This is a genomic window from Arthrobacter hankyongi (assembly GCF_022012395.1).
GTDB lineage: Bacteria > Actinomycetota > Actinomycetes > Actinomycetales > Micrococcaceae > Crystallibacter > Crystallibacter hankyongi.
Map to the genome: position 1 here is coordinate 84,128 of NZ_JAKLTQ010000009.1, position 20,892 is coordinate 105,019.

Genomic DNA, 20,892 nt, shown 5'->3' on the forward strand with positions numbered 1-20,892 from the left:
TCTCTGCAGGTACGGCGGGTTACCAGGTGCGCCTGGCGCCGGTGAGGAGCTCACGGCCGGGCCGGCGCCACTTCGGCTCCTGGTCCAAGGTGTGGACGGTGATCTCGCGCAGGGCACGGATCGACGAACCGTAGGCCCGGATGGCGGTGGTGGAGAGCTTGCCGCCGGGCGGTTCGTCCATGAACGGCATGAACTTGTCCGGGAAGCCCGGCATGGTGCAGCCGATGCAGATCCCGCCGACGTTGGGGCAGCCGCCGATCCCGTTCATCCAGCCGCGCTTGGGCACGTTGCATTTGACCACCGGACCCCAGCAGCCCAGCTTCACGATGCACTTGGGCGAGCCGTATTCGGTGGCGAAGTCGCCCTGCTCGTAGTAGCCGGCCCGATCGCAGCCTTCGTGCACCGTCTGGCCGAACAGCCAGGTGGGCCGCAGCGCCTCGTCCAGCGGAATCATCGGGGCCTGGCCGGTGGCCTGGTAGAGCAGGTAGGTCATGGTTTCGGACAGGTTGTCCGGCTGGATCGGGCAGCCGGGGACGCAGACGATCGGGATGCCGGCCTTGGACTTCCAGCCATAGCCGAGGTAGTCCGGCACGCCCATGGCGCCGGTCGGGTTGCCCGCCATGGCATGGATGCCGCCATAGGTGGCGCAGGTGCCGGCGGCGATGATGGCCGTGGCCTTGGGCGCCAGACGGTCCAGCCATTCGCTGGTGGTGATCGGCTGCCCGGTGTCCAGGTCGTTGCCGAAACCGCACCAGTAGCCGCCGGGGTCGTGCAGCTTTTCGTTGGGGATCGATCCCTCGACCACCAGGACAAACGGTTCGAGTTCGCCGCGGTCGGCCTTGCGGAACCATTCCAGGAAATCGTCGGCGCCTTCCTGCGGGCCGCACTCGAAGTCGATCAGCGGCCAGTGCATGGCGATCCGGGGCAGTCCCGGCAGGGCACCGAGGGCGATTTCCTCGACGGAGGGCTGGGTTGCCGCGGTCAGGGCGACCGAATCGCCGTCGCAGCTGAGCCCGGCGTTGATCCAGAGGACGTGGATCAGGGTCTCTTCGGCCTGAAGTTCGATGTCTGTTGGCATTGGGGCCTCCTCGGGAGCCATGCCGTCCCGGAACCGCTGTCAGCGGGCGTCTGACAGTGCCTCCGGCCTGTTGTGTGGCCGGTGCCCGGCCGTGCCTGCCGCCGGGGCGCCGGGTGTGTCCGTGAGCCAGCCGTACCAGCCGTCCAGGCCGTCGCCGGCGGTAGCCGAGACGACCAGGACCTCGACGTGCGGATTGAGCATCCGCGCCTGGCGGATGCAGTCCTCGACGTCGAACTTAACGTAAGGGAGCAGATCCGCCTTGTTGATCAGGATCAGGTCGGCGGCCATGAACATATGGGGGTACTTGCGCGGTTTGCCATCACCTTCCGTCACCGAGATGATCACGACCTTGGCCGTCTCGCCGAGGTCGAACAGGGCGGGGCATACCAGGTTGCCCACGTTTTCGATGAACAGCGTCGAGCCGGCCGCCGGGTCGAGGGCGTCCAGGCCCCGCCGGAGCATCTGCGCATCCAGGTGGCAGCCGGCACCGGTGTTGATCTGGACGACCGGGCGGCCCGCGGCCCGGATCCGGTCCGCGTCCAGGGATGTTTCCTGGTCCCCTTCGATGACCTGGATGTCCAGGTCGTCGCCGAGGTCCCGGATGGTCCGCTCCAGCAGCGTGGTCTTGCCGGCTCCCGGGGAACTCATCAGGTTGAAGGCCCGGATCCCGCGGCCCTCGAGCCAGCCGCGGTTGCGGGCGGCGAGCAGTTCGTTCTTGGCCAGCAGGCGCTCTTCCAGCGCAATCGTTTCGTGGCCGCCGCCGTCGTGGCCGTCTTGCCCAGGATGCTCATGCGGATGGCTGTGCGGGTGGTCGTGGTCGTGCGCGTGCCCGTGTTCCCCTGTCTGGACGCCGGCTGCGTCCGTGATCCTGACGCCGGCGTCGTCGCTGCATCCGCACGTTGAACACATAGCTCACACCACTTCCACTGAGGTGACCGCCAGCTCGCGCCCGCCGGTAATTTCGACGTCGGCGCTGCCGCACGGGCACAGCGGGATCAGGTCCGGCAGGGTGAAGTCCAGTCCGCAGCCGCGGCAGCGGCCCCGGCCCTCGGGCTCGTCGATCAGCAGTTCGGCCCCGGCCAGCGGGGTGCCGTCCGTGACCAGTTCAAAGCAAAAACGCATCGCGTCCGGCAATACCCCGGACAGGCGGCCGACTTTCAGGCGCACACCGGTCACCTGGCGCTCGCCGGTCCGGCCGACGACGGCGTCGAGAAGGCTCTGGGTGATGGAGAGTTCGTGCATCGGGCGCCGCACCTCGAATCAACACGCTTCCTAATACGGTAGGCCCGCCCGCGTCAAACCACAATACAAATCGGGCACCGGCCGACTGTTCCCCTCGGACCGGGGCGGACCTAGGATGTTCAGCATCAACGGCGACGCCAACTTCCAAGGAGGCACGGCCATGGCTGATTCCCCGTCCGGCCTGCGGACGAGGCACCAGCGGCGCAGCCTGATGCTGATGCTCCTGGTCATCGTCGCGCTCCACGTGCTGGGCTGGGGCCTGTTCGTGCTGGCCGTGCTGCCGGGAAACTACCGGCTCGGCGGGACGCATGCCTTCGGCCTTGGGGTGGCGCTGGCGGCCTATACGCTGGGCATCCGGCATGCCTTCGACGCCGACCATATCGCCGCCATCGACAACACCACGCGCAAGCTGGTCGAACAGCACGGGCCGGCGCGGCCGCTGGGCGTCGGCTTCTGGTTCGCGCTGGGCCACTCCACCGTGGTGCTGGTGGCCGTGGGCCTGCTGGCCGGCGGCTTCAACCTGCTCGCCGCCCAGCTTGCCGACGACCAGTCGCCCTTCCTGCGCGCGGCCGGGCTCTGGGGCGCCTTGGTCAGCGGGCTCTTCCTGCTGCTGCTGGGCGGGACGAACCTTGCCTCGCTGAACAACATCAGGAAGCTGCTGGCCGGCTACCAGCAGGGGACCTACCTGCAGGAGGAGCTTGAGGAGACCCTGCGCCGCCGCGGGATCCTCAACCGGCTGCTCGCCCCGGTGGTGGGCATGGTGGACCGTCCGGCCAAGATGTATCCGGTGGGGCTGCTCTTCGGCCTCGGCTTCGACACCGCCACCACCATCGGCCTGTTCGTCATTGCCGGCGGGGCCGCCCTGACGCTGCCGTGGTACGTGGTGCTGGTGCTGCCGCTGCTCTTTGCCGCCGGCATGGTCACCTGCGACACGGTGGACGGGCTGCTGATGCAGCGCGCCTACCAGTGGGCCTTCGACCATCCGCTGCGCCGCTTGTATTACAACCTGGTGGTGACCTCCGTTTCCGTCGTCGTCGCCTTCCTGGTGGCAGCGGTGGTCCTGTTCGGTGCCCTCTCCGAGGGCCTGAACCTCACCACGGGCCCGGTGGCGTGGGTGGCCGGGCTGGACCTGGAGAACTTCGGCTTCATCGTCGCGGCGGCCTTCCTGCTTATCTGGGCCGCGGCGCTGGCGTACTGGAAGTTCAGTGCGGCCGGGCAACGGCAGTCCGGCAGCTGACGCCGCCAGCCCGCCGCGGACGACGGCGCCTGGCCAGGGCGCCACACGGTCCTCGGGAATGTCGACGGCGATCTCCTCGAGGCCGGCGCCCACGATGATCTGGCAGCCGAGCCGGGAGCGGCCGGTGCGGTCGGCCGTGGCGGCGTCGAGCATCTCCTCCTCGTGGGCGCTGATCGGCGGCAGGGCGTGCATGTATGCGGGCCGCACGGAGACGTGGCAGGTGGCGCAGATGGCCTGGCCGCCGCATTCGCCGAGGATGCCATCTACGCCGTTGATGACGGCCACGTCCATCAAGCTCATGCCGTTGTCGGCTTCGCGCACTCAGTTACTGATGAGACAACGCCTCCAGCAACTGGCGGAACGCGGCAAGGCGGCGTGGGGCCGTGGAAGGATCGCGGGAGGTATCGATTCCTGCCTCGCGGATTGCCCCGACGAGGAGTGCCGCGATCGCTTCGATGTCCAGCCGTGATGACACGTCGCCGGCCTCCTGGGCGTGGCGCAGTTCGGCGATGATGGCATCGAGCGTCTGTTGCGATCCGCTGCCACGGCGTTTGATTCCGACGAGCTGCGGGCCGGAAACGTTGTAGAAGAGGCCGAGTTCGTGCTTGGCGGCCAGTTCGAGCATCGCGCTCGGGTAGGCGCAGAGCCGGTCGATCCAGGTTCCCTGGCGGGCGGCGAGGATTGAGGCGGCGTCGACGAGGTCGCGGCCTAGGGTCTGGTACGCCTCGGCCAGGAGGTCTGCACGGCCGCCGGGGAAGTGGGCATACAGCGTTGCACGCGATGTGCCGGCGCGGCCCGTGATCCGATCAACCGTGGCGGCACCCAGTCCATTGGCGGCAATGACTTCGATCGCTGCCCGGATGAGGTCCTCGCGGGTGCGCAGCCGCTGGCGGACGCGGAGGGAGGCAGCAGGGGCGGACGGTTCGGTCACGGTGCCCGGCTCCTGGGCGGGCGGGCGGCGGATCTGGTCCGGGGATGCAGGAGTGACGGTCATTGGTGTGTTCCCACGGTGCGGGTCTCGGCGGCGAGCGCCGAGTCGAGAGTGTCGATGACGTGATCGAGCTCGTCCCGCTCGATCACGAGGGGCGGGCGGATCTTCAGGACGTTGTCGTTGGGGCCGATGCGGCTGATGAGGATCCGTTCGCGCACGAGCGCTTCAACGAGCCGCTTGGCCAGCGGGCTGTCGGGGTTGCCGTCTTCGTCGACGAGGGCCAGCCCGAAGAACAGCCCGCGCCCCTTGGCCGCAGCCACGCGGGGCTGGCGGGCGGCGAGCTCCCGGAGGCGTCCGGCCACGTGGCGTCCGAGTCCGCCCGTGCGGGCGAGGAGGTCCCGGTCCTTGAGTTCGTCCAGCACGGCTTTGCCCGCCGCGGCGGCGGCGGGGGTGCCGGCGAACGTGTTGAAGTACATGTTCGCGCTGCTGAAGTCCTCGAGGACCGCCTGGGTCGTCACCACCCCGCCGAGCGGGTATCCGTTGCCCAGCGGTTTGCCGAGGGTGACCATGTCCGGGCTGATGCCGGTGGCCTGGTGGCCCCACCAGACGTCGCCGAGGCGGCCGAGGCCGGCCTGCACCTCGTCGGCGATGACGAGGCCGCCGGCCGCGCGGATGCGTTCGACGAGTCCCGGCAGGTATCCCTCCGGCAGGCGCGGGAGGCCCTCGGTGGAGAAGGCCGGCTCGATGAGCAGCGCAGCGAGGCCGTGCCCGTCCTTCTCGAGCGAGGCGATGGCCTGGTCGATCTCGGCGAACGCGGCGGCGAGCTGTTCTCCGGGGTCGGCCCGTCGGGGATCGTCAAGGTCGGGGATGTTGATGGTGCGCACGTGCTGGCCGAAGGGTTCGGAGACGGTTAGTCCGGTCGTCAGGGAGGCCAGGGCAATCGTGTTGCCGTGGTAGCTGTGGTCGGTCACGATCACGCCGCTGCGGCCGGTCCGGTGCCGGGCAATGCGCAGCGCCAGTTCATTGGCCTCGGATCCGCTGTTGGTGAAGTAAACCCGGTCGAGGGGAGCGTCGAAGGTGGCCAGCAGTTGTTCGGCGTAGTCGACGACAGGCTCGCTAAGGTAGCGCGTGTGGACGTTGTAGGTGTTCAGTTGGGCGCATACGGCATCCGCGACGCGGGGGTTGGCATGCCCGACATGCGGCACGTTGTTGTAGGCGTCGAGGTAGCGCTGGCCGTCCGCATCGGTGAGCCACACGCCGTCGCCCGATACGAAGTGCCGTGGGCGGTCGTAGAACAGCGGCGAGTAGGGGCCGATGGTCTTGGCCCGCCTCGCCAGCAGCTGTCGGTCGCGGTCGGGAAGGGGGGCTGGAGCCGCGCTGGGGGCCGGCCCAATGAATCCGCGGCACAGGTCCAGGACGACCGGCAGGACCTCGGCGCGCAGGAAGGCGCTCGTCTCGTCCCCGGGCCGGTCGGCTGCCCATCCCAGGTAGGTAAGACCCCGGGCCAGTACCAATGCGTTCAGCGCTTCGGCGGCACCTTCCGGGATCTTGGCATGCCGCTCGTAGCCCTGCAGCAGCGCCTCGCGGTACTCGTTGGCGCGGGGATGGCGGTGGTACCAGAACAGGACGGTGGCCAGGTCGAAGAGCCACCAGCCTTCCCCGAAGTCGTCGAAGTCGATGAGCGTGAGGCGTCCTTGCGAGGTGAGGACGTTCTCGGGGGTGAAGTCGGCGTGGATGACGCCGTAGACGTCCGGGCCGGTGCCGAGATCCTTGAGGGTCCGGCGGATGCCGGCGAGGGCTTCTGCGATGGTCGCACGGTCCTTTTCCGTCTCGGCCAGCCGGCGCGGATCGCCCCATAGCGGATCCTGCCCTGCCAGGCCATCAGCGTCCCAGGCCTGCCGCGAGTAGCCCGGAATCCGGCCGAGGTCGCGGACGGTTGTGTGGAGCCGGCCGCAGAGTTCGCCGAGCTGCTCGAATGCCTCTGCGCTCAGGCCGTCCTTCCCCGCCCAGGCTTCTGCCGCGTCGCCGAGCGGAACCGAGTCCTCGACCCACCGCTGGACGTCCACGTGGTGCCCGCGGCCCTGCTCGTCGGGGACCACCGCGAAGAGCCTGCCATCAAGGGACGGCACAACTTCGGGGACCGGCAGGCCGGCTGTGCCCAAGGCGGCCATGTAGGCGTTCTCCGTATGCACCTCGGCATCGCTGCGGTGCCCAAGGCGGTGAATGCGCAGCGCGTAGGAGCCGCCGGCGTCCGAGACCCGGAAGACGACGTTCTCGCGGTGCTTGACGAACTCGATGTCCGCACTTGCGGAGATTCCGAACGAATCAAGGGCGCGCCGCGCAAGTGCGAGGGCATCCTCTCGGGAGAGGTTTGACATCGTGCTGGTTCCTTCCATCCGGCCACGTTTATGGACTGCAGGTCTGGGAAACATCCTTACACTCCGATGCAGGCATCTGGAATACCAGTACGGTAACCATACTCAGAGTCTGGAAATCAGACGGCTATTCCATGCGGCGCACCTGCGTGAGTACATTCGCTGCACCGGTCCGCGAAGGCCGGGGCCGAGCACTTTCAAGACCGGAGCAGATGTGATGACGGAACACGACAACGGGGGGCTCCCCAAGCGGGTAGTAGTAACCGGCGGGTCCTCCGGGATCGGCTTCGCCGTGGCGAAATACTTCCTGGAGTCCGGCACGAGCGTCGGCATCATCGGCCGCGATCCGGCCAGACTCGAAGCCGCTGCCGAGGAGCTGGGCCGATCGGCCCACGGAAGGATCGAGGCCGCCTGCGCCGATGTCCGGGACGAGCAGCGGATTGGGATGGTCATCGACGAACTCGCCGGCAGCATGGGCGGCATCGACACCCTTGTGGCGGCCGCCGGCACGGAGGGCGAGATGGGGGCGGCCTGCGAGGACGTCACTGCAGCATCCTTCCGGGATGTCCTCGACATCAATGTCGTCGGCACCTTCCTGGCGGTGCGGCACGCACTGCCGCACCTGAAGCGGGCCGACGCCGGAAACGTCGTGATCGTGGGCTCGGACTCGGGCTTCGTCGCGGTACCGGGGATGTTGGCCTACAACGCGTCAAAGGGTGCGCTGGTCCAACTCACCCGTGCCCTGGCGGTCGAGCTCTTCGACGTCCACGGGATCCGGGTCAACAGCGTATGCCCGTCGATCGTGGACACGCCGATGGCCCGCCGCGGACTGGGTGTCGACTCCTTCACCGACGCGGCATACCCGGTCCAGGAAGCGGCAGACATCGCCTGGAGCGTGGGCTACCTGTCGTCCCACCGCTCACGTGCCATCAACGGCGTGAACCTGCTGTCCGATTTCGGCTACACCGGCCGCTCCTCCTTCCCTGCATGACCTCTCTTCTGCGAAAGGCAGACCGATGACAGCCCCAGCCACCACCAGCCAGCATGACGCCCTGTCGAGGAACTCCCTCGGGGTCTTCGGCGTGGCTTTCCTTGTCCTGGCCGCCGTCGCACCCCTGACCGGCATCGTCGTCATCACCGCCATCGGCATCGCCCTGGGCAACGGCGGCGGCATGGTCGCGTCGTTCATTGCCGTGACGGCGGTACTGTTGCTGTTCGGCACCGGCTACGCCCGTATGTCGAGTGAACTCGTCAACGCCGGCGGCTTCTACTCCTTTGTGCTCCGGGGCCTGGGCCGGCCCGCCGCACTCGTCACCGGGCTCGTGGCCATGATCGGCTACAACTTTTTCGTTGCCGGCGCCGTAGGCACGATCGGCTTCTTCGCGCAGACCGTGATCGCGCAGCTGACCGGACTCGACCTGCACTGGTATATCTGGGCGGTCATCTCTGTGGTCGCAGCCTTCGCGCTCAGCCGCCAAGGCATCGGCTTCAGCGCAAAGGTGCTCGGAGCCTCGCTGGTCTGCGAAGTGCTCATCCTCCTGGTCTTCGACTTCGCGGTGCTCTTCACCCACGGGTTCGACCTTGACGTCTTCAAGCCCGACGTCGCGTTCTCCGGCGCGGTGGGCATCGCATTCCTCTTCGCCTCCAACGCCTTCGTCGGCGTCGAGGCCACGGGCCTCTTCAGCGAAGAGGCCCGTGATGCCAAACGCACCATCCCGCGCGCCACGTTCGTGGCCATCGGCTTCATCGGCGTCTTCGCGGCCTTCACCACCTGGGCCATCGTCAGCGCCACCGGCGCCGCACAGGCCCAGGACGTTGCCTTGGGGCATCTGGAAGCGGGCGACCTCGTCTTCTCCCTCTCCAGCAGCTACCTTGGTGCCGCCCTCACTACCGTGATGATGGCGCTTCTCCTGGTCAGTCTCTTCGCCGCGCTCATGGCCCTGCACAACTCCGCAACCCGCTACATCTACTCCCTCAGCCGGGCACGCATTCTGCCGCAGAGCCTCAGCCGCACCCGCAACAACGGAGTCCCCGAGCGCGCCTCGATCGTGCAGTTCGTCTTCGCCACCGCCGTGGCCGGCCTTTTCGCCCTGGCCGGGCTCGACCCCATCACGTCCCTGGTGCCAAGCATGACCGGTTTCGGCACCCTGGGCATCATCACCCTCCAGCTGCTCGCCGCCGTCGCCATTGTCGTGCACTTCCGCCGTACCCGGGATCGGCGGCTCTTCTCCACCCTCATCGCGCCAGGCATCGGGCTGCTTGGGCTCCTGGTGATCGTCGTCCTGGCCATCATCAACTTTCCCGTCCTGGCCGGCTCCGACGCGCCGATCATTGCCGGCCTGCCCCTGCTGCTGCTCGCCGCCCTCGCAGGGGGGCTCCTGTGGGCCGCGTATCTGCGCAGGAACCGGCCTGAGGTGTACGACGGGCTCAACCACGACCTCGAGCGCTTCGAGGACAACGTCCCCGAGGCCCACCAGTAGGACTCCCCGTGGCGGGCACCCTTTTCGCATCCATGCCGAGGTGCAGAAGTTCAGATTCGAAAATCAAGGAGTGAACATGGCAAAGGATTCCCCGATCGATTTCATCGTGACCGGTGGGCCGGTCTACACGAGCGACCCGGACCATGAGTGGGCAGAGGCCTTCGTCGTCTCCGGGGGCAAGATCAAGGCGGTCGGTACGGAGGCCGAGCTCCGGGCCCTGGCAGGCGGTTCCGTGCCGGTCCTGGACCTTGAGGGACGGCTGGCATTGCCCGGTCTCGTCGACGTGCACGCCCATCTGGGGCTCGGGGGCCGCCAGCTGGCCTTCGAGTTGCCGCTCCTGCCGACCGACTCGACCGCTGAAATCTTTGCGAAAGTACGCGCCTGGGTGGAGCGGCTCGGCCCGGAAGAGTGGGTCGTCGGGGGCATTGTGGGGTCGACGGTCATGGACGACATCACCGTCCAGGATCTTCAGCTGCTGGACGAGGCAGCCCAGGGCCACACCGTGATGCTGCGCGACGATTCCATGCACAATCGCTGGGTCAACTCCCGCGCTCTGGAGGTCATGGGCGTTACTCGGGATTCACCGAATCTCGAGGGCGGGACCTATGTCCGCGACGACGCAGGAAACCTCACCGGCGTCCTGCATGAGCTGGCCGGCGGCCTCGCCGAAGCCGCCGCGGCGGCCTCCATCAGGGACCTGGACCAGTACAACGCCGTGGCACTCAAGACGGCGATCCGTACGTTGAACTCCTTCGGCATCACCTCCGTCCAGGAGGCAGCGACCATGGACTACGCCCTCAAGACGCTCCACCACCTTGACGGACAGGGGGAACTGACCGCGCAGGTCGTCGCCTCCATGCCGTCGCGCACCTTCATCGAACCGGGCATCACCGGCCCGGACCTCTACGAGATCGGGTCGAAACACCGCAGCGAGCATGTGCGCCCGGACTTCTCCAAATACGTCCTCGACGGGGTCCCGATGACGCGGACCTCCGCCATGCTCCATCCCTATATCTGCAGCCACCCCACCCACGAGCCGGACTTTACCGGCGAGTCATTGTGGGAGCTTGCTGACCTGGTCAGGTCCTTAGAGGATCTGGTCGACCGCGGGCTGCACGCCAAGCTCCACGCCACCGGAGATGCCGCCGTCCGCCGGGTGCTCGACGCCGTCGAGGCGGTCCGCAAGAGCCGCGGCTATGGGGCCATCTTCCAGATTGCCCACGTCGAGTACATCGATGACGCAGACCTCCGCCGCTTCGCCGAGCTGCAGGTCGTGCCGGACGCCTCGCCATACCTGTGGTTCCCCTCCGTCATCCAGGAAAGCATCGCCAAGCAGATCCCTGCCGAAACCTTCGACAAGTCCTGGCCTCTGCGGGACCTGTTCGAGGACGGGGCCCTGGTTTCCGGCGGATCGGACTGGCCGTGCGCGGCGCCGACTCCGGACCCGTGGACAGGCCTGGAAACCATGGTCACCCGGCGCAGTCCCGATCCCTCGGTCGCCGGCGAGCTCAACGCCGGCCAGGGTATCGACCTCCGGCAGGCTGTCGCCGCCTTCACCCGCAACCCTGCCGCCGCCATGGGGCTGGGCGAGGTTACCGGCATGCTCAGGCCGGGACTCGCTGCGGACTTTATCGTCCTTGACCAGGACATCTTCCGTGAAGATCCGTCCGCCATCCACAAGACCAAGGTCCTGCAGACGTACTTTGAAGGCCGCCTCGTGTACGACGCCGGCGATGCTGACGGCTCCGCCCATACCTCGGACATGGTTCGCAGCAGCAGCTAGGAAAATCTGCGGGCGGCGCCCATGATCCGGCCGCCGACAGCGGAATGAACCACCAAGCCTCCGCGTCGCAGCCCTCCCCGTTCGCGGCCTACCCCAGGCGCTCCGCGCGCGGGAACCCCGGGCCGCTCTCTTAGCTCGCTTCGCTCGCCGCGGCGCTAGCTGGCCAGCACGGCGCGGTCGCGGCCCTGGGACTTCGCCTTGTACAGGGCGCCGTCGGCGGCGGCGATGACCGCGGCCAGGTTGTCGGCGCCGGGATCGATCGCCGCGATGCCGTAACTGGCGGTGGGCATGCGGAAGCCGTCCTGCGGCTGCCTCCGCCGGTGGCTGAGGCTGATCTGCCGGGCCACGTCCTTGGCCTGCCCCGGCTCGGCCCCGGGCAGCAGCAGGACGAACTCCTCGCCGCCGTAGCGGCCGACCAGGTCGGTGGAACGGACGGTGGCGGTGCAGGCGGCGGCAAACGACTGCAGCGCGGCGTCGCCTGCCGCATGCCCGTGCCGGTCGTTGATGGACTTGAAATGGTCCAGGTCGGCCAGGATTAGCACCCCCGGGGTGCCGGTCCGCTGCAGCCGGCGCAGCTCGTCGTCGGCCAGGTCCAGGAACGCGGTGCGGTTGAGCAGGCCGGTCAGCCCGTCGAGGCTGGCCCGGGCGCGCAGTTCCCGGGTGACCTGCTCGTGGCTCAGGGCCGCCATGCTGAAGGAGACGACCACCAGCAGCATCATGTGCAGCAGCGTGGTGGGAACCGTGCCGAAGAAGGCCAGGAAGATGCGCCCTTGGGGTCCGTCGGCCAGGAACGCCAGGCACCGGCCGCCGTAATAGAGCGCAACGAAGCCGGCGGAGAAGGCCAGGGGCCTCCGCAGCCAGGTGTAGTCCGGCGGCAGGCGCCACAGTTCGACCGCCGACAGGCCGATCAGCAGTGCCATCAGGGCGAGGAAGAAAGGACCGCCGGCCCAATTATTGGTGGCCGGATGATCCAGCACCGAGGGTACGGCCACCACCGCCGGGCCGGCCGCCAGCTGCCACAGCTTCGGTGTCGCCGCCCGCAGCGTGCGCGCGCCGGCCCAGACGCAGGCGGCCCCCAGCACGGTCAGGACATTGCCCACCGGGTTGGCCCAGAACTGTTGGGCGGTGCCGTTGAGCAGGTAGGCCGAGGACCCGGTCAGGAACAGGGTGATGGCCGCGCACCACCAGCCGCTGTAGGCCGAGCGGGTGCGGCGGTAGGTGACCAGGTAGAAGAGGATGAACAGGGTCAGTGCCACCACGGCGAAGGCGACCCGCAGGGTTGCGGTGTCGAGGGTCATATCCAGGTCCCACCGGTTAATCGATATATGCCGGGTCCAGTATCGCAGCAGCACCGCCTGTATGTCCGGCACGCCACGGGAGCGCACGACGGCGGCACCGGGGCGCGGTGCCCGGGCGCCGCCGTCGTGCCCTTGACGGGCCCGGCGCCGGGGACAACGATGCCAATACCACCACCCGCCAGTGCTGCCACAATGATCCGGAAGGCAGGAGTCCATGGAAGCCGTCACCTGGTTCGCCCCCATTCTCGATGGCAAGCTCGAGGCTTGGCAGGCCTTTACGCAGGAGTTGATGGGCGCGCGGCAGGCCGAACACGTCGCCTCGCGGCGGCGCATGGGCATGGTCCGGGAAGTAGCCGGCCTGATGCAGACGCCCGCGGGCGACTTCGTCTGCCTGTTCCATGAGGCCGAGGACCTGGACCGGGCCTTCGCGATCCTGGCCGGATCGGAGGACCCGTACGATGTCTGGTTCCGCGCACAGATCACCGAACTGCACGGCATTACTTCCGACCAGCTGAAGCGTCCGCCGGCCACCGTCTATCTGGACTACCACCAGCGCTGACGCCGGAGGACCCGGACGCCCAAGGGGCACTCAACGCAAAAGGCCCCCGCCGTTAAGCGGGGGCCTGACGCGGAGACGGGGGGATTTGAACCCCCGGTCGAGTTTAACCCCGACCCTTCATTAGCAGTGAAGTCCATTCGGCCGCTCTGGCACGTCTCCATTTATGCTGTTTCCAGCCCACCTAGATTACCCAGAAGTGCCCCCGAAGAGCAAAACCCGCCGGGCTATTGCCCTGTCCGTGCCGGACGTGGCGGCCACCGGACCAATACCGGACACGACGGCGCCCCGGCCCCGGCCGCGGGGCGCCGGCTGCGCCCGCGGCCGGGTGGGGGCGGGGCGCCGTGCCCCGGGTCAGTGCCTGACGGCCTGCAGCTTCAGCATCCGCGCGATCACCTTGTCCAGTTCGGAGTCGTCGAAGATTTTCTTCCAGTCGTCCTTGATGAGGGTGTCCCGGCCGTACTGGATAGCGATTTCGCACGCCTCGGAGAACGGGTTGGAGCCGCGCAGGGCGTTGGTCAGGGCAATCTGGACGTGGCCGAAGAGCATGGCCTTGGCGGCTTCCTCCGGGACCCCCACGGTGTGCACGGTTTCGTGCAGGGCTTCATTGAGCAGGGTGCCGATCATGCAGGCCACGGTTTCGACCAGGGTGGGTTCGAGCACGGCCAGCTGCTTGACGGTGACCCAGTGGACATCGATCACCGGCGCGTAGATGACCCGGATCACGGCCTCGGCCCGGGCCCGCACGGCCTCGGCGACGTCCTCGTCGATGGCGGCCACGACGTTCTGCGGGGCGCCCTGGCCGCCGAAGGTGTCGGCCCATTCCTCCTTGGTGGTGCGTTCCAGGAACACGGACGGGTGGCAGGGATGGGCCACAGCCTGGACCACGTCCTCGCGCCGGGCCAGCAGGCCGGCGTAGGCGGCGGCCGGGTCCAGGGTGAGCAGGATGGCGCCGGACTTCAGCTGCGGCACGACGCCTTCGGACACGACGCCCAGGACGATGTCCGGGACGGCGAGGATCACGACGTCGGCGTCCTTGACGGCGTCGTCGGTGCCGGTGACTTCCCGGCCTTCGGCGCGCACACGCTCCTGCCCGGCGGGGGAGTTCTCGGCGTAGAACACGGTGTGGCCGGACTTCTGGAGGTTCGCGGACACGCGCATCCCCATCTTGCCTCCGGCTCCGATGACGGCGACGGTCAATTGTGCTGCGGACATTTCATTTGCTCCTGAGGAAATCGAGGCTTTGTGCGGTCCACTGGTTTTCCAGCCGGATGGTCTCCGCTTCGGAGTCCTGCCGGGGCAGCCAGTGTTCGACGATCTGGTTGATGTTTCTTTCCTGCGGCTGCAGCTTCCGGACCATGTAGTCATAGTCCAGCAGGCCTTCGCCGAGCGGTGCGCCGGAATACGTGAACCCGACCCATCCCTCCTTGCGGCTGAACGCAAAGTCTTTGATGTGCATGTTGAGGACATAGGGTGCGACGGCGTCGATCACCTCGCGCGGCATCTCCAGCGCGGCCACGGTATTGGCCGGATCGCTGCAGACGCCCAGCGAAGGGCTGGCCACCCGGCGGATGACCTCGAGCACGTCTGCGGTGGGCACCTGCTCGTAGGTTTCGACGGCGACCTTCACCCCGGCTGCCTCGAAGGCCGGCAGCATCCCGGCGAGGATCGCGGTGGCCTCGTCCACGGTGGGGGAATGCCCGGGAACCTTGAACATGGTCCGCAGCAGCGGGGCGTCCAGGATACCGGCGATGTGCAGGAACTTCTGCAGGTGCTCCGGACGGATTCCCTTGGTGCCCAGCTCCAGCGCAATGCCCAGCGAGTCCGCCGTGGCCCGCACGGCCTTCAGCTCCCGGTCCGCCATGGACTCCAGCGGGGCGTAGTCGCAGATCTGGAACAGGTCCACGCCCAGGCCGGCGGTCCGCTCCAGCACCTGGTGCAGGTCCAGCGGGGCCGAAACCTTATCGGAGAGCTGCCAGAAGAAGGCATAGCTGCTCAGGCCGATGCCGCTCACCGGCGGGCTCCCGATTCGGTCAGGACGGGGGACGGGCCGGTACTGTCCGGGCCCGCCTGGCCGGTGCGGCTGAGGACGACCATGAGGAGGGCGGAGAGGAGCATGAAGCCTCCCACCACGAACATCGGCGCGGTGTAGCTGCCGGTCCAGTCCTTGAGCCAGCCGGTGATGTATCCGGCGCTGAAGCCGGCCAGGTTGCCCACGGTGTTGATCAGGGCGATGCCGGCTGCCGCGGCGGCCCCGGTCAGGAACTGGGTGGGCACCGTCCAGAAGTTGGGCAGCGCGGCGAAGATGGCCATCGCCGTGACCGTGATGACGGCGATGGTGGCCGCCGGCGATCCGGCGAACAGCGCCAGCGGGATGCTCAGCCCGCCGATGAGGGCCGGCAGCGCGATATGCCAGGTGCGCACGCCGCGCCGGGTGGCGTCCCGGGACCAGAGGTAGAGGGCCACGGCGGCCGGGAGGTAGGGGATGGCGGTGATCAGGCCCTTCTGGAACACGTTGAACGTGGTGCCGTACAGGTCCTCGAAGCCGGTGATGATGGTGGGCAGGTAGAACGCCAGCGCGTACAGGCCGTAGATGAAGCCGAAGTAGATCGTGGCCAGCATCCAGACCCTGCCGTTGCCGAAGACGGTGCGGATGCCCACGTGCCGGTGGGCGGTGGTGGTCGCGGACTTTTCCCGCGCCAGCGCGCCGGTGAGCCAGGTCTTTTCCGCGGCCGTGAGCCACTTGGCTTTGGCGGGGGAATCGGCCAGGTAGAACCAGGACACGACGCCGATGAGGATGGCGGGGATAGCGACGCCGAAGAACATAAAGCGCCAGCCCTCCAGCCCGAAGATGCCGTGCTGCTGCATCAGGGCCCCGGCCAGCGGCGCTCCGATCACGGTGGTCAGGGGCTGGGCCAGGTAGAACAGGGCCAGGATCTTGGCCCGGTGCCGTGACGGGACCCAGAGGCTGAGGAAGAGGATGGCCCCGGGGAAGAATCCTGCCTCCGCCACGCCGAGCAGGAAGCGCAGGATGTAGAGGTGCTCCATGCTGCCGACCCAGGTGAACAGCAGCGACACGATGCCCCAGCTGACCATGATCCGGGCCAGCCAGCGCCGGGCGCCGAACCTGTGCAGGGCCAGGTTGCTGGGCACCTCCAGGAGGATGTAGCCGATGAAGAAAACGCCTGAGGCGAAGCCGAACTGTGCCGCGGAGAGGCCCAGGCCGTCGTTCATGCCGCCGGGGCCGGCGAAGGCAATGGCGGTGCGGTCCAGGTAGTTGATGAAGAACATTACGGCGACAAACGGCACCAGCCGGAGGGCCACTTTCCGGATCGCGGATTTTTCAATTGCTGAGGGGGTGGTGTCCACATTGACTCCTGGTGGTTGCTGTTCCGCCGGCCTGTGGCCGGGGATGCCGGAGTGCGGGTGCCGTGGGGCGTGTCCGTGGGGGATTCCCGCCGTACGTGTGACCTACACCATAGTTGGTAATCGTAAATTGGTCAACCGGTTGACTGATTTATCGGGGAGTTTGGAGATTTCGCGTCAGGCGGGACCGGTTGGCGCTGCGGGACACTTCCGCGGCCTGACCGGGAAGCTGCCGATGTCCCTGACTGATCGGGGCGATGATAGAGGCACCCGTCCGCCGGCGCGGGCACGCCGCCTACCACCGGCCGGGTGTGCCCATGGCTAGTGGTTGGGCCGCGCCGCCCAGGAAAGGAACCGCCATGTCCGACTCCGTCGTCGAAGCGACCGCACGCTCCTACATCCAGGCCGTGGGCTCCCACGATTTGGGGGCACTTGAATACCTGCTCCAGGATGATCTCACCGCCACTTTCGCCGGCGCGGCTTTCGATAAGGTCGCCTGGACAACCGCCCTCAAGCGCCTTCTCCCGGTCCTGGTCCGCAACGAGATCCGGGAGGTCTTCACCGCCGGGGACCGGGCCTGCGTGGTGTATGACTTCGTCACCGACACGGCTGCCGGTGCGGTCAAGTGCATCGAGTTGCTCACCATCAATGCGGACAGGATCCGCGAAATCGAACTGATCCTGGACCGGATCGACTTCGCGCCGGTGAACAAGGCGCTGAACGAACGGCTGCCGCGGTAGGGCCCCTTGGTCCGGTGCATGGTGCGATGGCCACGGCGGCAGGTATTCAGGGTTTCCCTAGGGCTGGCTGCAGGCGGCGGGATTGCTAGGCTGTGAAGGTGTCCGCAGAATCCGCCGCCGCATCGGCCAAGATCAGTGCCGCACTGGGTTCCGTCGGCCAGGGCTCGGTGGTTTCCGAGGTGGCCGAACGCCTGCTGGCGTACTTCACCAGCGGGGAGATCGCGCCCGGAACGCGGCTGCCCGCCGAGCGCCAGCTGGCCGCCTCGCTGGGGGTGGGCCGGTCGGCGGTGCGCGAGGCGCTGGCTGCCCTGGAGATCCTGGGCATCGTGGTGGTCCGGCCCGGCTCCGGTACGTACCTGCGCGACGGCGCTTCCGAGCTGCTGCCCCGGACCTTGAGCTGGGGGCTGATGCTGGGCGAGCCCAGGACGCGGGAGCTTGTCGAACTCCGCGGCGGCCTCGAGGTGCAGGCCGCGCAGCTGGCGGCGCTGCGGATCACCGACGCGGCCCTGGACCGGATGCGGGCGAACCTGGCCACCATGGCGGAGAACCTGGGCGACCTGGCCGTCTTCGTGGAGGCCGACGCCGCGTTCCACCGCGAGATTGCCGCCGGCTCCGGAAACCAGGTGCTGCAGGAACTGCTGCAGAGCATCCGGTCCCTGCTGCGGATCTGGGTGGACCGTGCCCTGACCGACCAAGGCCACGCGGCCGCGGCCCTGGCCGAGCACCGGGAGATTTTCCAGGCCCTCGAGGCCCGCAGTGCCGGCGCGGCTGCCGGCGCCATGCAGTCCCACATGGAGACGGCGGCCCGCCGCCTGCTGGCGGGATTCGACGCCGCCCGGTAGCCGCCGGCAGCCTCCCCAGGATTGGTCAACCGGTTGACTTGCAGGGGCGGCACTCCCATAATCGGTATGGTCTGAGTCACAGAACCCCGCCAGGGGAACCTGCACCCACTACGCCCGGAACCGCCGCCGAGCGGGCCCCGGCCCGGCAGAGAGCAGCGACGTGTCCTCCCAACAGCCGGCCCCAGCCTCCAGCCAGCCCGCGCCCCGTGCCGCCCGGGCCGTAAGCTCCCGCCTCGACCCCGAGGTGCGCACGCTGACCGCCGGGCCCTGGACGGTGGACCTCGTCGGGGACGAATTCGGGCCGATAGCCTACCGCGGCCGCACCGTTCTCCGGGCGGTCCGGGCCGTGGTCCGGGACCATGACTGGCGCACCCTGGAGCCCTCGGTGCAGCACCTGGAGATCACCGGGAACGGGGCCGGCCTGCAGGTATCCTTGCAGGTCGGCTATGCCGGCTACGGCGCCCGGTACGCCGGCCGCCTCACGGTCCGTCTGGCGCCGGAGGCGGTGGAGGTCCACTTCGACGGACACGCCGTGGCCGGGTTCCGCAGCAACCGGATCGGCCTGGTCGTCCTGCACCCGCCCGGCGACGCCGGACGGGCCGTGACGGTCATCGGCACCGACGGCAGCGCGGTGCCCGCGCACTTTCCGGTGGAGATCAGCCCACACCAGCCATTCCTGGACATTGCCGCCCTGGAATGGGCCGACGCCGGTACGGTGTTCACGCTCTCCTTCACCGGCGACGTGTTCGAAACGGAGGACCAGCGCAACTGGACCGACGCCAGCTTCAAGACCTACAGCACGCCGCTGTCCCGGCCGTTTCCGGTGTCCGTGGGCGCCGGCGACCTGGTCCGCCAGGGCCTGAGGCTGCAGGCGGCAGCCGGCAGGGCCGCCGCCGTCGAAACCGCCTTCGGCGGATCCGGCAGGGCGGAACCGGCCGCCATCGGCGGCGCCGTGTCCCGCGTCCCGCCGCTGGCCCTCGCGGCCGGCGAGGGTGCCGGCGTCGGCGCGAACCACGAGGCACTGCCTCCGCTGCCGGGGCTGGACGCCATCCTGGTGGAACTCACCGGGCCCGAGGACCAGTGGGAAACGCGGCTCGACGCCGCCGCCCGACAGGCGGCACGCCATGGCGCCGCCCTGGATGTGCGGGTAGTGACGGCCGCACCGGAACGGACGGCGGCCGCCCTGGCGGACTGGCCCGGCCGCATCGCCCGGCTGGCGGTCTTCGACCCGGCCAGCCACGTCACCGAGCCAGGAGCCTGGCCGGCAGCCAGGTCCGCCTTGCTGAGGGCCGGCTTCCGCGGCCAACTGCTGGCCGGTACCCGGGCCCACTTCACCGAACTGAACCGCAACAGCGGCCGGCTGCCGACGGCTGCCGACGCCCTGACCTTCAGCATCACGCCGCAGATGCACAGCACCGAAGTCCGCCACCTGGTCGAGACGGTGCCGATGCAGCGGCTGGCCGCGCAGCAGGCCCTGCGGCTGGCGGCCGGCCGCCCGGTGCATGTCGGGCCGGTGACGCTGCGGCCGCGCTTCAATGCGGTGGCCAGCTCCGGAAACGGTCCGGCCGCGGAGAGCGACGAACTGCAGGCCGAGCCGTTCACGGCGGCCTGGACGCTGGCCAGCATCGCGGCCCTGTCCCTCGACGGTGTGGCCTCGGTGTGCTACTTCGAGACCGCCGGGCCGCGCGGCATATCCGCTGCGGACGGCACCCTCTACCCCGTCGGGGAACTGCTCCGGCGCCTGGCCGCGCTGCGGGGCGCGCCGGTGCTGGCGGTGCCGGCCACCGGTGCCGTGACCCTCTACCCGGTCCGCACGCCGGAGGCCATCCTGCTCTTCGCCGGCAATCTCTCGCCGCGGCCGGCCGAAACCGAGGTCCTGCTGCCGGCCGGCAGCGACGCCGCCGAGGCAACGGTGCTCGGAGCCGGCGCCGGCTCGTCGGGAACCCTCACCGCCCGGGACGGCCGCCGGCTCCGCCTCGCCCTGCAGCCCTGGTCCACCATGCTGGTCCGGATCGGCCGGGGGGCCGGCTGAGCGGCCGGGCCGGACCAAGTCGCGCGGCGTGCCACGGCCCGCCGGCAGCAACCGAGAAGGAGAACCAATGGAAGGGCGTCTTGCAGGAAAAACCGCGCTGGTCACCGGGGCCGGATCGGGGATCGGGCTGGCCGTGGCCCAACGTTTCGCGGCCGAAGCGGCACGGGTCTATTTCGCCGACATCAATCTCGACGCTGCCCGGCAGGCCGCCGCGGCCGCCGGACCGGGCAGCGCCGCGGCCCTGGCGATGGACATTTCGGACGAGGCCAGCGTCCAAGCGGCCTATGCCGCCATTGCCGCGGACGGTCCGCTGGACATCGTGGTGGCCAACGCCGGCGTCCAGCTGTTCGGGCAGGACGCCAAGGTCGGGGACCTGGACCTGGCGGTCTGGGAGAAGACCGTCGCCGTCAACCAGCGGGGTGCCTTCCTGACGCTCAAGCATGCGGTCCGCGCCCTGGCGGGCCGCGGCGGTTCCATCATCTGCACCGGAAGCCCGACGGCGGTGGTCGCCTGCGGGCAGACCTTCACCGCGTATTCCAGTTCCAAAGCCGGCGTGCACGGGCTGGCCCGCGTCGTCGCCGCCGACTATGCCGCGGAGGGCATCCGGGTCAACACCGTGGTTCCCGGCTACACCGAGACGCCGCTGGTGCAGGCGATCGCCTCCAACCCGGCCAGCCGCGCAGGGCTGGTGGACGCCACCATGCTGGGCCGGCCGGGCACGGCCGCCGACGTCGAAGGCATCATGGTGTTCCTGGCCAGCGACGATTCGGCCTATGCCACCGGGGGGCTGTTCACCGTCGACGGCGGCCTGACCGCCCTCTGAATCCGCCCGCCCGGACCGGGGCCCCGGGAGCGGCCTCCCATCCTTTTCCCAAGACCCCGGCAGCAAGATCACTGTGTCGGCACCGGGCACGGCAGCGGGGTAGCGGGTG

The 20,892-nt window shown here is 68.8% G+C and carries 18 protein-coding genes, 1 tRNA gene and 1 pseudogene; 9 read left to right on the forward strand and 11 right to left on the reverse strand.

Going from position 1 to position 20,892, the window contains the following annotated elements; genetic code table 11:
• Positions 1 to 19: 19 nt before the first annotated feature.
• The 3 genes from LVY72_RS13350 to LVY72_RS13360 are packed head-to-tail and all read right to left on the reverse strand — an operon-like array spanning position 20 to position 2,320.
• A complete protein-coding gene (locus tag LVY72_RS13350) occupies positions 20 to 1,078 on the reverse strand; it encodes an NADH-quinone oxidoreductase subunit B family protein (protein ID WP_237821634.1) in 1,059 nt (352 codons plus the stop codon).
• Between the two features lie 39 nt (positions 1,079 to 1,117).
• Positions 1,118 to 1,987, reverse strand: coding sequence for a hydrogenase nickel incorporation protein HypB (hypB, locus tag LVY72_RS13355; RefSeq protein WP_237821636.1), 870 nt, complete (start codon positions 1,985 to 1,987; stop codon positions 1,118 to 1,120).
• A 3-nt stretch (positions 1,988 to 1,990) separates the two neighbouring features.
• Positions 1,991 to 2,320, reverse strand: a complete 330-nt coding sequence (locus tag LVY72_RS13360; protein ID WP_237821638.1) for a hydrogenase maturation nickel metallochaperone HypA/HybF — start codon at positions 2,318 to 2,320, stop codon at positions 1,991 to 1,993.
• Positions 2,321 to 2,480: 160 nt separating this feature from the next.
• Here LVY72_RS13360 and LVY72_RS13365 point away from each other — a divergent pair, with 160 nt between their 5' ends.
• The gene (locus LVY72_RS13365; RefSeq protein WP_237821641.1) at positions 2,481 to 3,557 is read left to right on the forward strand and encodes a HoxN/HupN/NixA family nickel/cobalt transporter; all 1,077 of its coding nucleotides are present in this window, start codon (positions 2,481 to 2,483) and stop codon (positions 3,555 to 3,557) included.
• Between the two features lie 102 nt (positions 3,558 to 3,659).
• Here LVY72_RS13365 and LVY72_RS13370 read toward each other — a convergent pair.
• The 3 genes and pseudogenes from LVY72_RS13370 to LVY72_RS13380 all read right to left on the reverse strand — a co-directional run.
• Positions 3,660 to 3,878: pseudogene (locus tag LVY72_RS13370) on the reverse strand (2Fe-2S iron-sulfur cluster-binding protein); the annotation flags it as partial.
• A 4-nt stretch (positions 3,879 to 3,882) separates the two neighbouring features.
• Complete coding sequence (locus tag LVY72_RS13375; protein ID WP_237821643.1) at positions 3,883 to 4,551, reverse strand: TetR/AcrR family transcriptional regulator; 669 nt, start codon at positions 4,549 to 4,551, stop codon at positions 3,883 to 3,885.
• Positions 4,548 to 6,866 (reverse strand): aminotransferase class III-fold pyridoxal phosphate-dependent enzyme, encoded by a 2,319-nt coding sequence (locus tag LVY72_RS13380; protein WP_237821645.1) that lies wholly within the window; start codon positions 6,864 to 6,866, stop codon positions 4,548 to 4,550. The genes LVY72_RS13375 and LVY72_RS13380 overlap by 4 nt, the downstream gene beginning before the upstream one ends.
• A 214-nt stretch (positions 6,867 to 7,080) precedes the next feature.
• Between LVY72_RS13380 and LVY72_RS13385 the strand changes: the two genes are divergently transcribed.
• From LVY72_RS13385 to LVY72_RS13395, 3 genes are all read left to right on the forward strand, one after another.
• Entirely contained in the window at positions 7,081 to 7,854 is a 774-nt protein-coding gene (locus LVY72_RS13385) for an SDR family NAD(P)-dependent oxidoreductase (RefSeq protein ID WP_237821648.1), read from the forward strand.
• 25 nt (positions 7,855 to 7,879) lie between these two features.
• A complete protein-coding gene (locus tag LVY72_RS13390; protein WP_237821650.1) occupies positions 7,880 to 9,343 on the forward strand; it encodes an APC family permease in 1,464 nt (487 codons plus the stop codon).
• Between the two features lie 76 nt (positions 9,344 to 9,419).
• Positions 9,420 to 11,126 (forward strand): amidohydrolase, encoded by a 1,707-nt coding sequence (locus tag LVY72_RS13395; protein WP_237821652.1) that lies wholly within the window; start codon positions 9,420 to 9,422, stop codon positions 11,124 to 11,126.
• A 155-nt stretch (positions 11,127 to 11,281) separates the two neighbouring features.
• Here LVY72_RS13395 and LVY72_RS13400 read toward each other — a convergent pair whose 3' ends face one another.
• Positions 11,282 to 12,424: a GGDEF domain-containing protein gene (locus LVY72_RS13400; protein ID WP_237821654.1), complete on the reverse strand. Its 1,143-nt coding sequence runs from the start codon at positions 12,422 to 12,424 to the stop codon at positions 11,282 to 11,284.
• 214 nt (positions 12,425 to 12,638) lie between these two features.
• Between LVY72_RS13400 and LVY72_RS13405 the strand changes: the two genes are divergently transcribed.
• A complete protein-coding gene (locus tag LVY72_RS13405) occupies positions 12,639 to 12,983 on the forward strand; it encodes a DUF6176 family protein (protein WP_237821656.1) in 345 nt (114 codons plus the stop codon).
• Between the two features lie 70 nt (positions 12,984 to 13,053).
• On the opposite strand, the gene LVY72_RS13410 is transcribed toward LVY72_RS13405, so the two are convergent.
• From LVY72_RS13410 to LVY72_RS13425, 4 genes are all read right to left on the reverse strand, one after another.
• Positions 13,054 to 13,142: transfer RNA gene (locus tag LVY72_RS13410), tRNA-Ser, on the reverse strand.
• Between the two features lie 192 nt (positions 13,143 to 13,334).
• Positions 13,335 to 14,195 (reverse strand): phosphogluconate dehydrogenase C-terminal domain-containing protein, encoded by an 861-nt coding sequence (locus LVY72_RS13415; protein ID WP_237821658.1) that lies wholly within the window; start codon positions 14,193 to 14,195, stop codon positions 13,335 to 13,337.
• Position 14,196: 1 nt separating this feature from the next.
• Positions 14,197 to 14,994, reverse strand: coding sequence for a sugar phosphate isomerase/epimerase family protein (locus LVY72_RS13420; protein WP_237821661.1), 798 nt, complete (start codon positions 14,992 to 14,994; stop codon positions 14,197 to 14,199).
• Positions 14,991 to 16,349 (reverse strand): MFS transporter, encoded by a 1,359-nt coding sequence (locus tag LVY72_RS13425; protein ID WP_237821663.1) that lies wholly within the window; start codon positions 16,347 to 16,349, stop codon positions 14,991 to 14,993. The genes LVY72_RS13420 and LVY72_RS13425 overlap by 4 nt, the downstream gene beginning before the upstream one ends.
• A 356-nt stretch (positions 16,350 to 16,705) precedes the next feature.
• Between LVY72_RS13425 and LVY72_RS13430 the strand changes: the two genes are divergently transcribed.
• The 4 genes from LVY72_RS13430 to LVY72_RS13445 all read left to right on the forward strand — a co-directional run bounded on the left by LVY72_RS13430 (position 16,706) and on the right by LVY72_RS13445 (position 20,783).
• Positions 16,706 to 17,086: a nuclear transport factor 2 family protein gene (locus LVY72_RS13430; protein WP_237821666.1), complete on the forward strand. Its 381-nt coding sequence runs from the start codon at positions 16,706 to 16,708 to the stop codon at positions 17,084 to 17,086.
• A gap of 98 nt (positions 17,087 to 17,184) precedes the next feature.
• Positions 17,185 to 17,928, forward strand: a complete 744-nt coding sequence (locus tag LVY72_RS13435) for a FadR/GntR family transcriptional regulator (RefSeq protein ID WP_237821668.1) — start codon at positions 17,185 to 17,187, stop codon at positions 17,926 to 17,928.
• Between the two features lie 160 nt (positions 17,929 to 18,088).
• Positions 18,089 to 19,960 carry a D-apionate lactonase family protein gene (locus tag LVY72_RS13440; RefSeq protein ID WP_237821670.1) on the forward strand — a complete coding sequence of 624 codons (1,872 nt, stop codon included), beginning with the start codon at positions 18,089 to 18,091 and terminating at the stop codon, positions 19,958 to 19,960.
• Between the two features lie 67 nt (positions 19,961 to 20,027).
• Complete coding sequence (locus LVY72_RS13445; RefSeq protein ID WP_237821672.1) at positions 20,028 to 20,783, forward strand: SDR family NAD(P)-dependent oxidoreductase; 756 nt, start codon at positions 20,028 to 20,030, stop codon at positions 20,781 to 20,783.
• Positions 20,784 to 20,892: the final 109 nt, after the last annotated feature.

Excerpts from the sequence above, each read along its gene's own strand:
- LVY72_RS13350 (WP_237821634.1), bottom strand. The coding sequence starts at position 1,078 with ATGCCAACAGACATCGAACTTCAGGCCGAAGAGACCCTGATCCACGTC.
- hypB (WP_237821636.1), bottom strand. The coding sequence starts at position 1,987 with ATGTGTTCAACGTGCGGATGCAGCGACGACGCCGGCGTCAGGATCACG.
- LVY72_RS13360 (WP_237821638.1), bottom strand. The coding sequence starts at position 2,320 with ATGCACGAACTCTCCATCACCCAGAGCCTTCTCGACGCCGTCGTCGGC.
- LVY72_RS13365 (WP_237821641.1), top strand. The coding sequence starts at position 2,481 with ATGGCTGATTCCCCGTCCGGCCTGCGGACGAGGCACCAGCGGCGCAGC.
- LVY72_RS13375 (WP_237821643.1), bottom strand. The coding sequence starts at position 4,551 with ATGACCGTCACTCCTGCATCCCCGGACCAGATCCGCCGCCCGCCCGCC.
- LVY72_RS13380 (WP_237821645.1), bottom strand. The coding sequence starts at position 6,866 with ATGTCAAACCTCTCCCGAGAGGATGCCCTCGCACTTGCGCGGCGCGCC.
- LVY72_RS13385 (WP_237821648.1), top strand. The coding sequence starts at position 7,081 with ATGACGGAACACGACAACGGGGGGCTCCCCAAGCGGGTAGTAGTAACC.
- LVY72_RS13390 (WP_237821650.1), top strand. The coding sequence starts at position 7,880 with ATGACAGCCCCAGCCACCACCAGCCAGCATGACGCCCTGTCGAGGAAC.
- LVY72_RS13395 (WP_237821652.1), top strand. The coding sequence starts at position 9,420 with ATGGCAAAGGATTCCCCGATCGATTTCATCGTGACCGGTGGGCCGGTC.
- LVY72_RS13400 (WP_237821654.1), bottom strand. The coding sequence starts at position 12,424 with ATGACCCTCGACACCGCAACCCTGCGGGTCGCCTTCGCCGTGGTGGCA.
- LVY72_RS13405 (WP_237821656.1), top strand. The coding sequence starts at position 12,639 with ATGGAAGCCGTCACCTGGTTCGCCCCCATTCTCGATGGCAAGCTCGAG.
- LVY72_RS13415 (WP_237821658.1), bottom strand. The coding sequence starts at position 14,195 with ATGTCCGCAGCACAATTGACCGTCGCCGTCATCGGAGCCGGAGGCAAG.
- LVY72_RS13430 (WP_237821666.1), top strand. The coding sequence starts at position 16,706 with ATGTCCGACTCCGTCGTCGAAGCGACCGCACGCTCCTACATCCAGGCC.
- LVY72_RS13445 (WP_237821672.1), top strand. The coding sequence starts at position 20,028 with ATGGAAGGGCGTCTTGCAGGAAAAACCGCGCTGGTCACCGGGGCCGGA.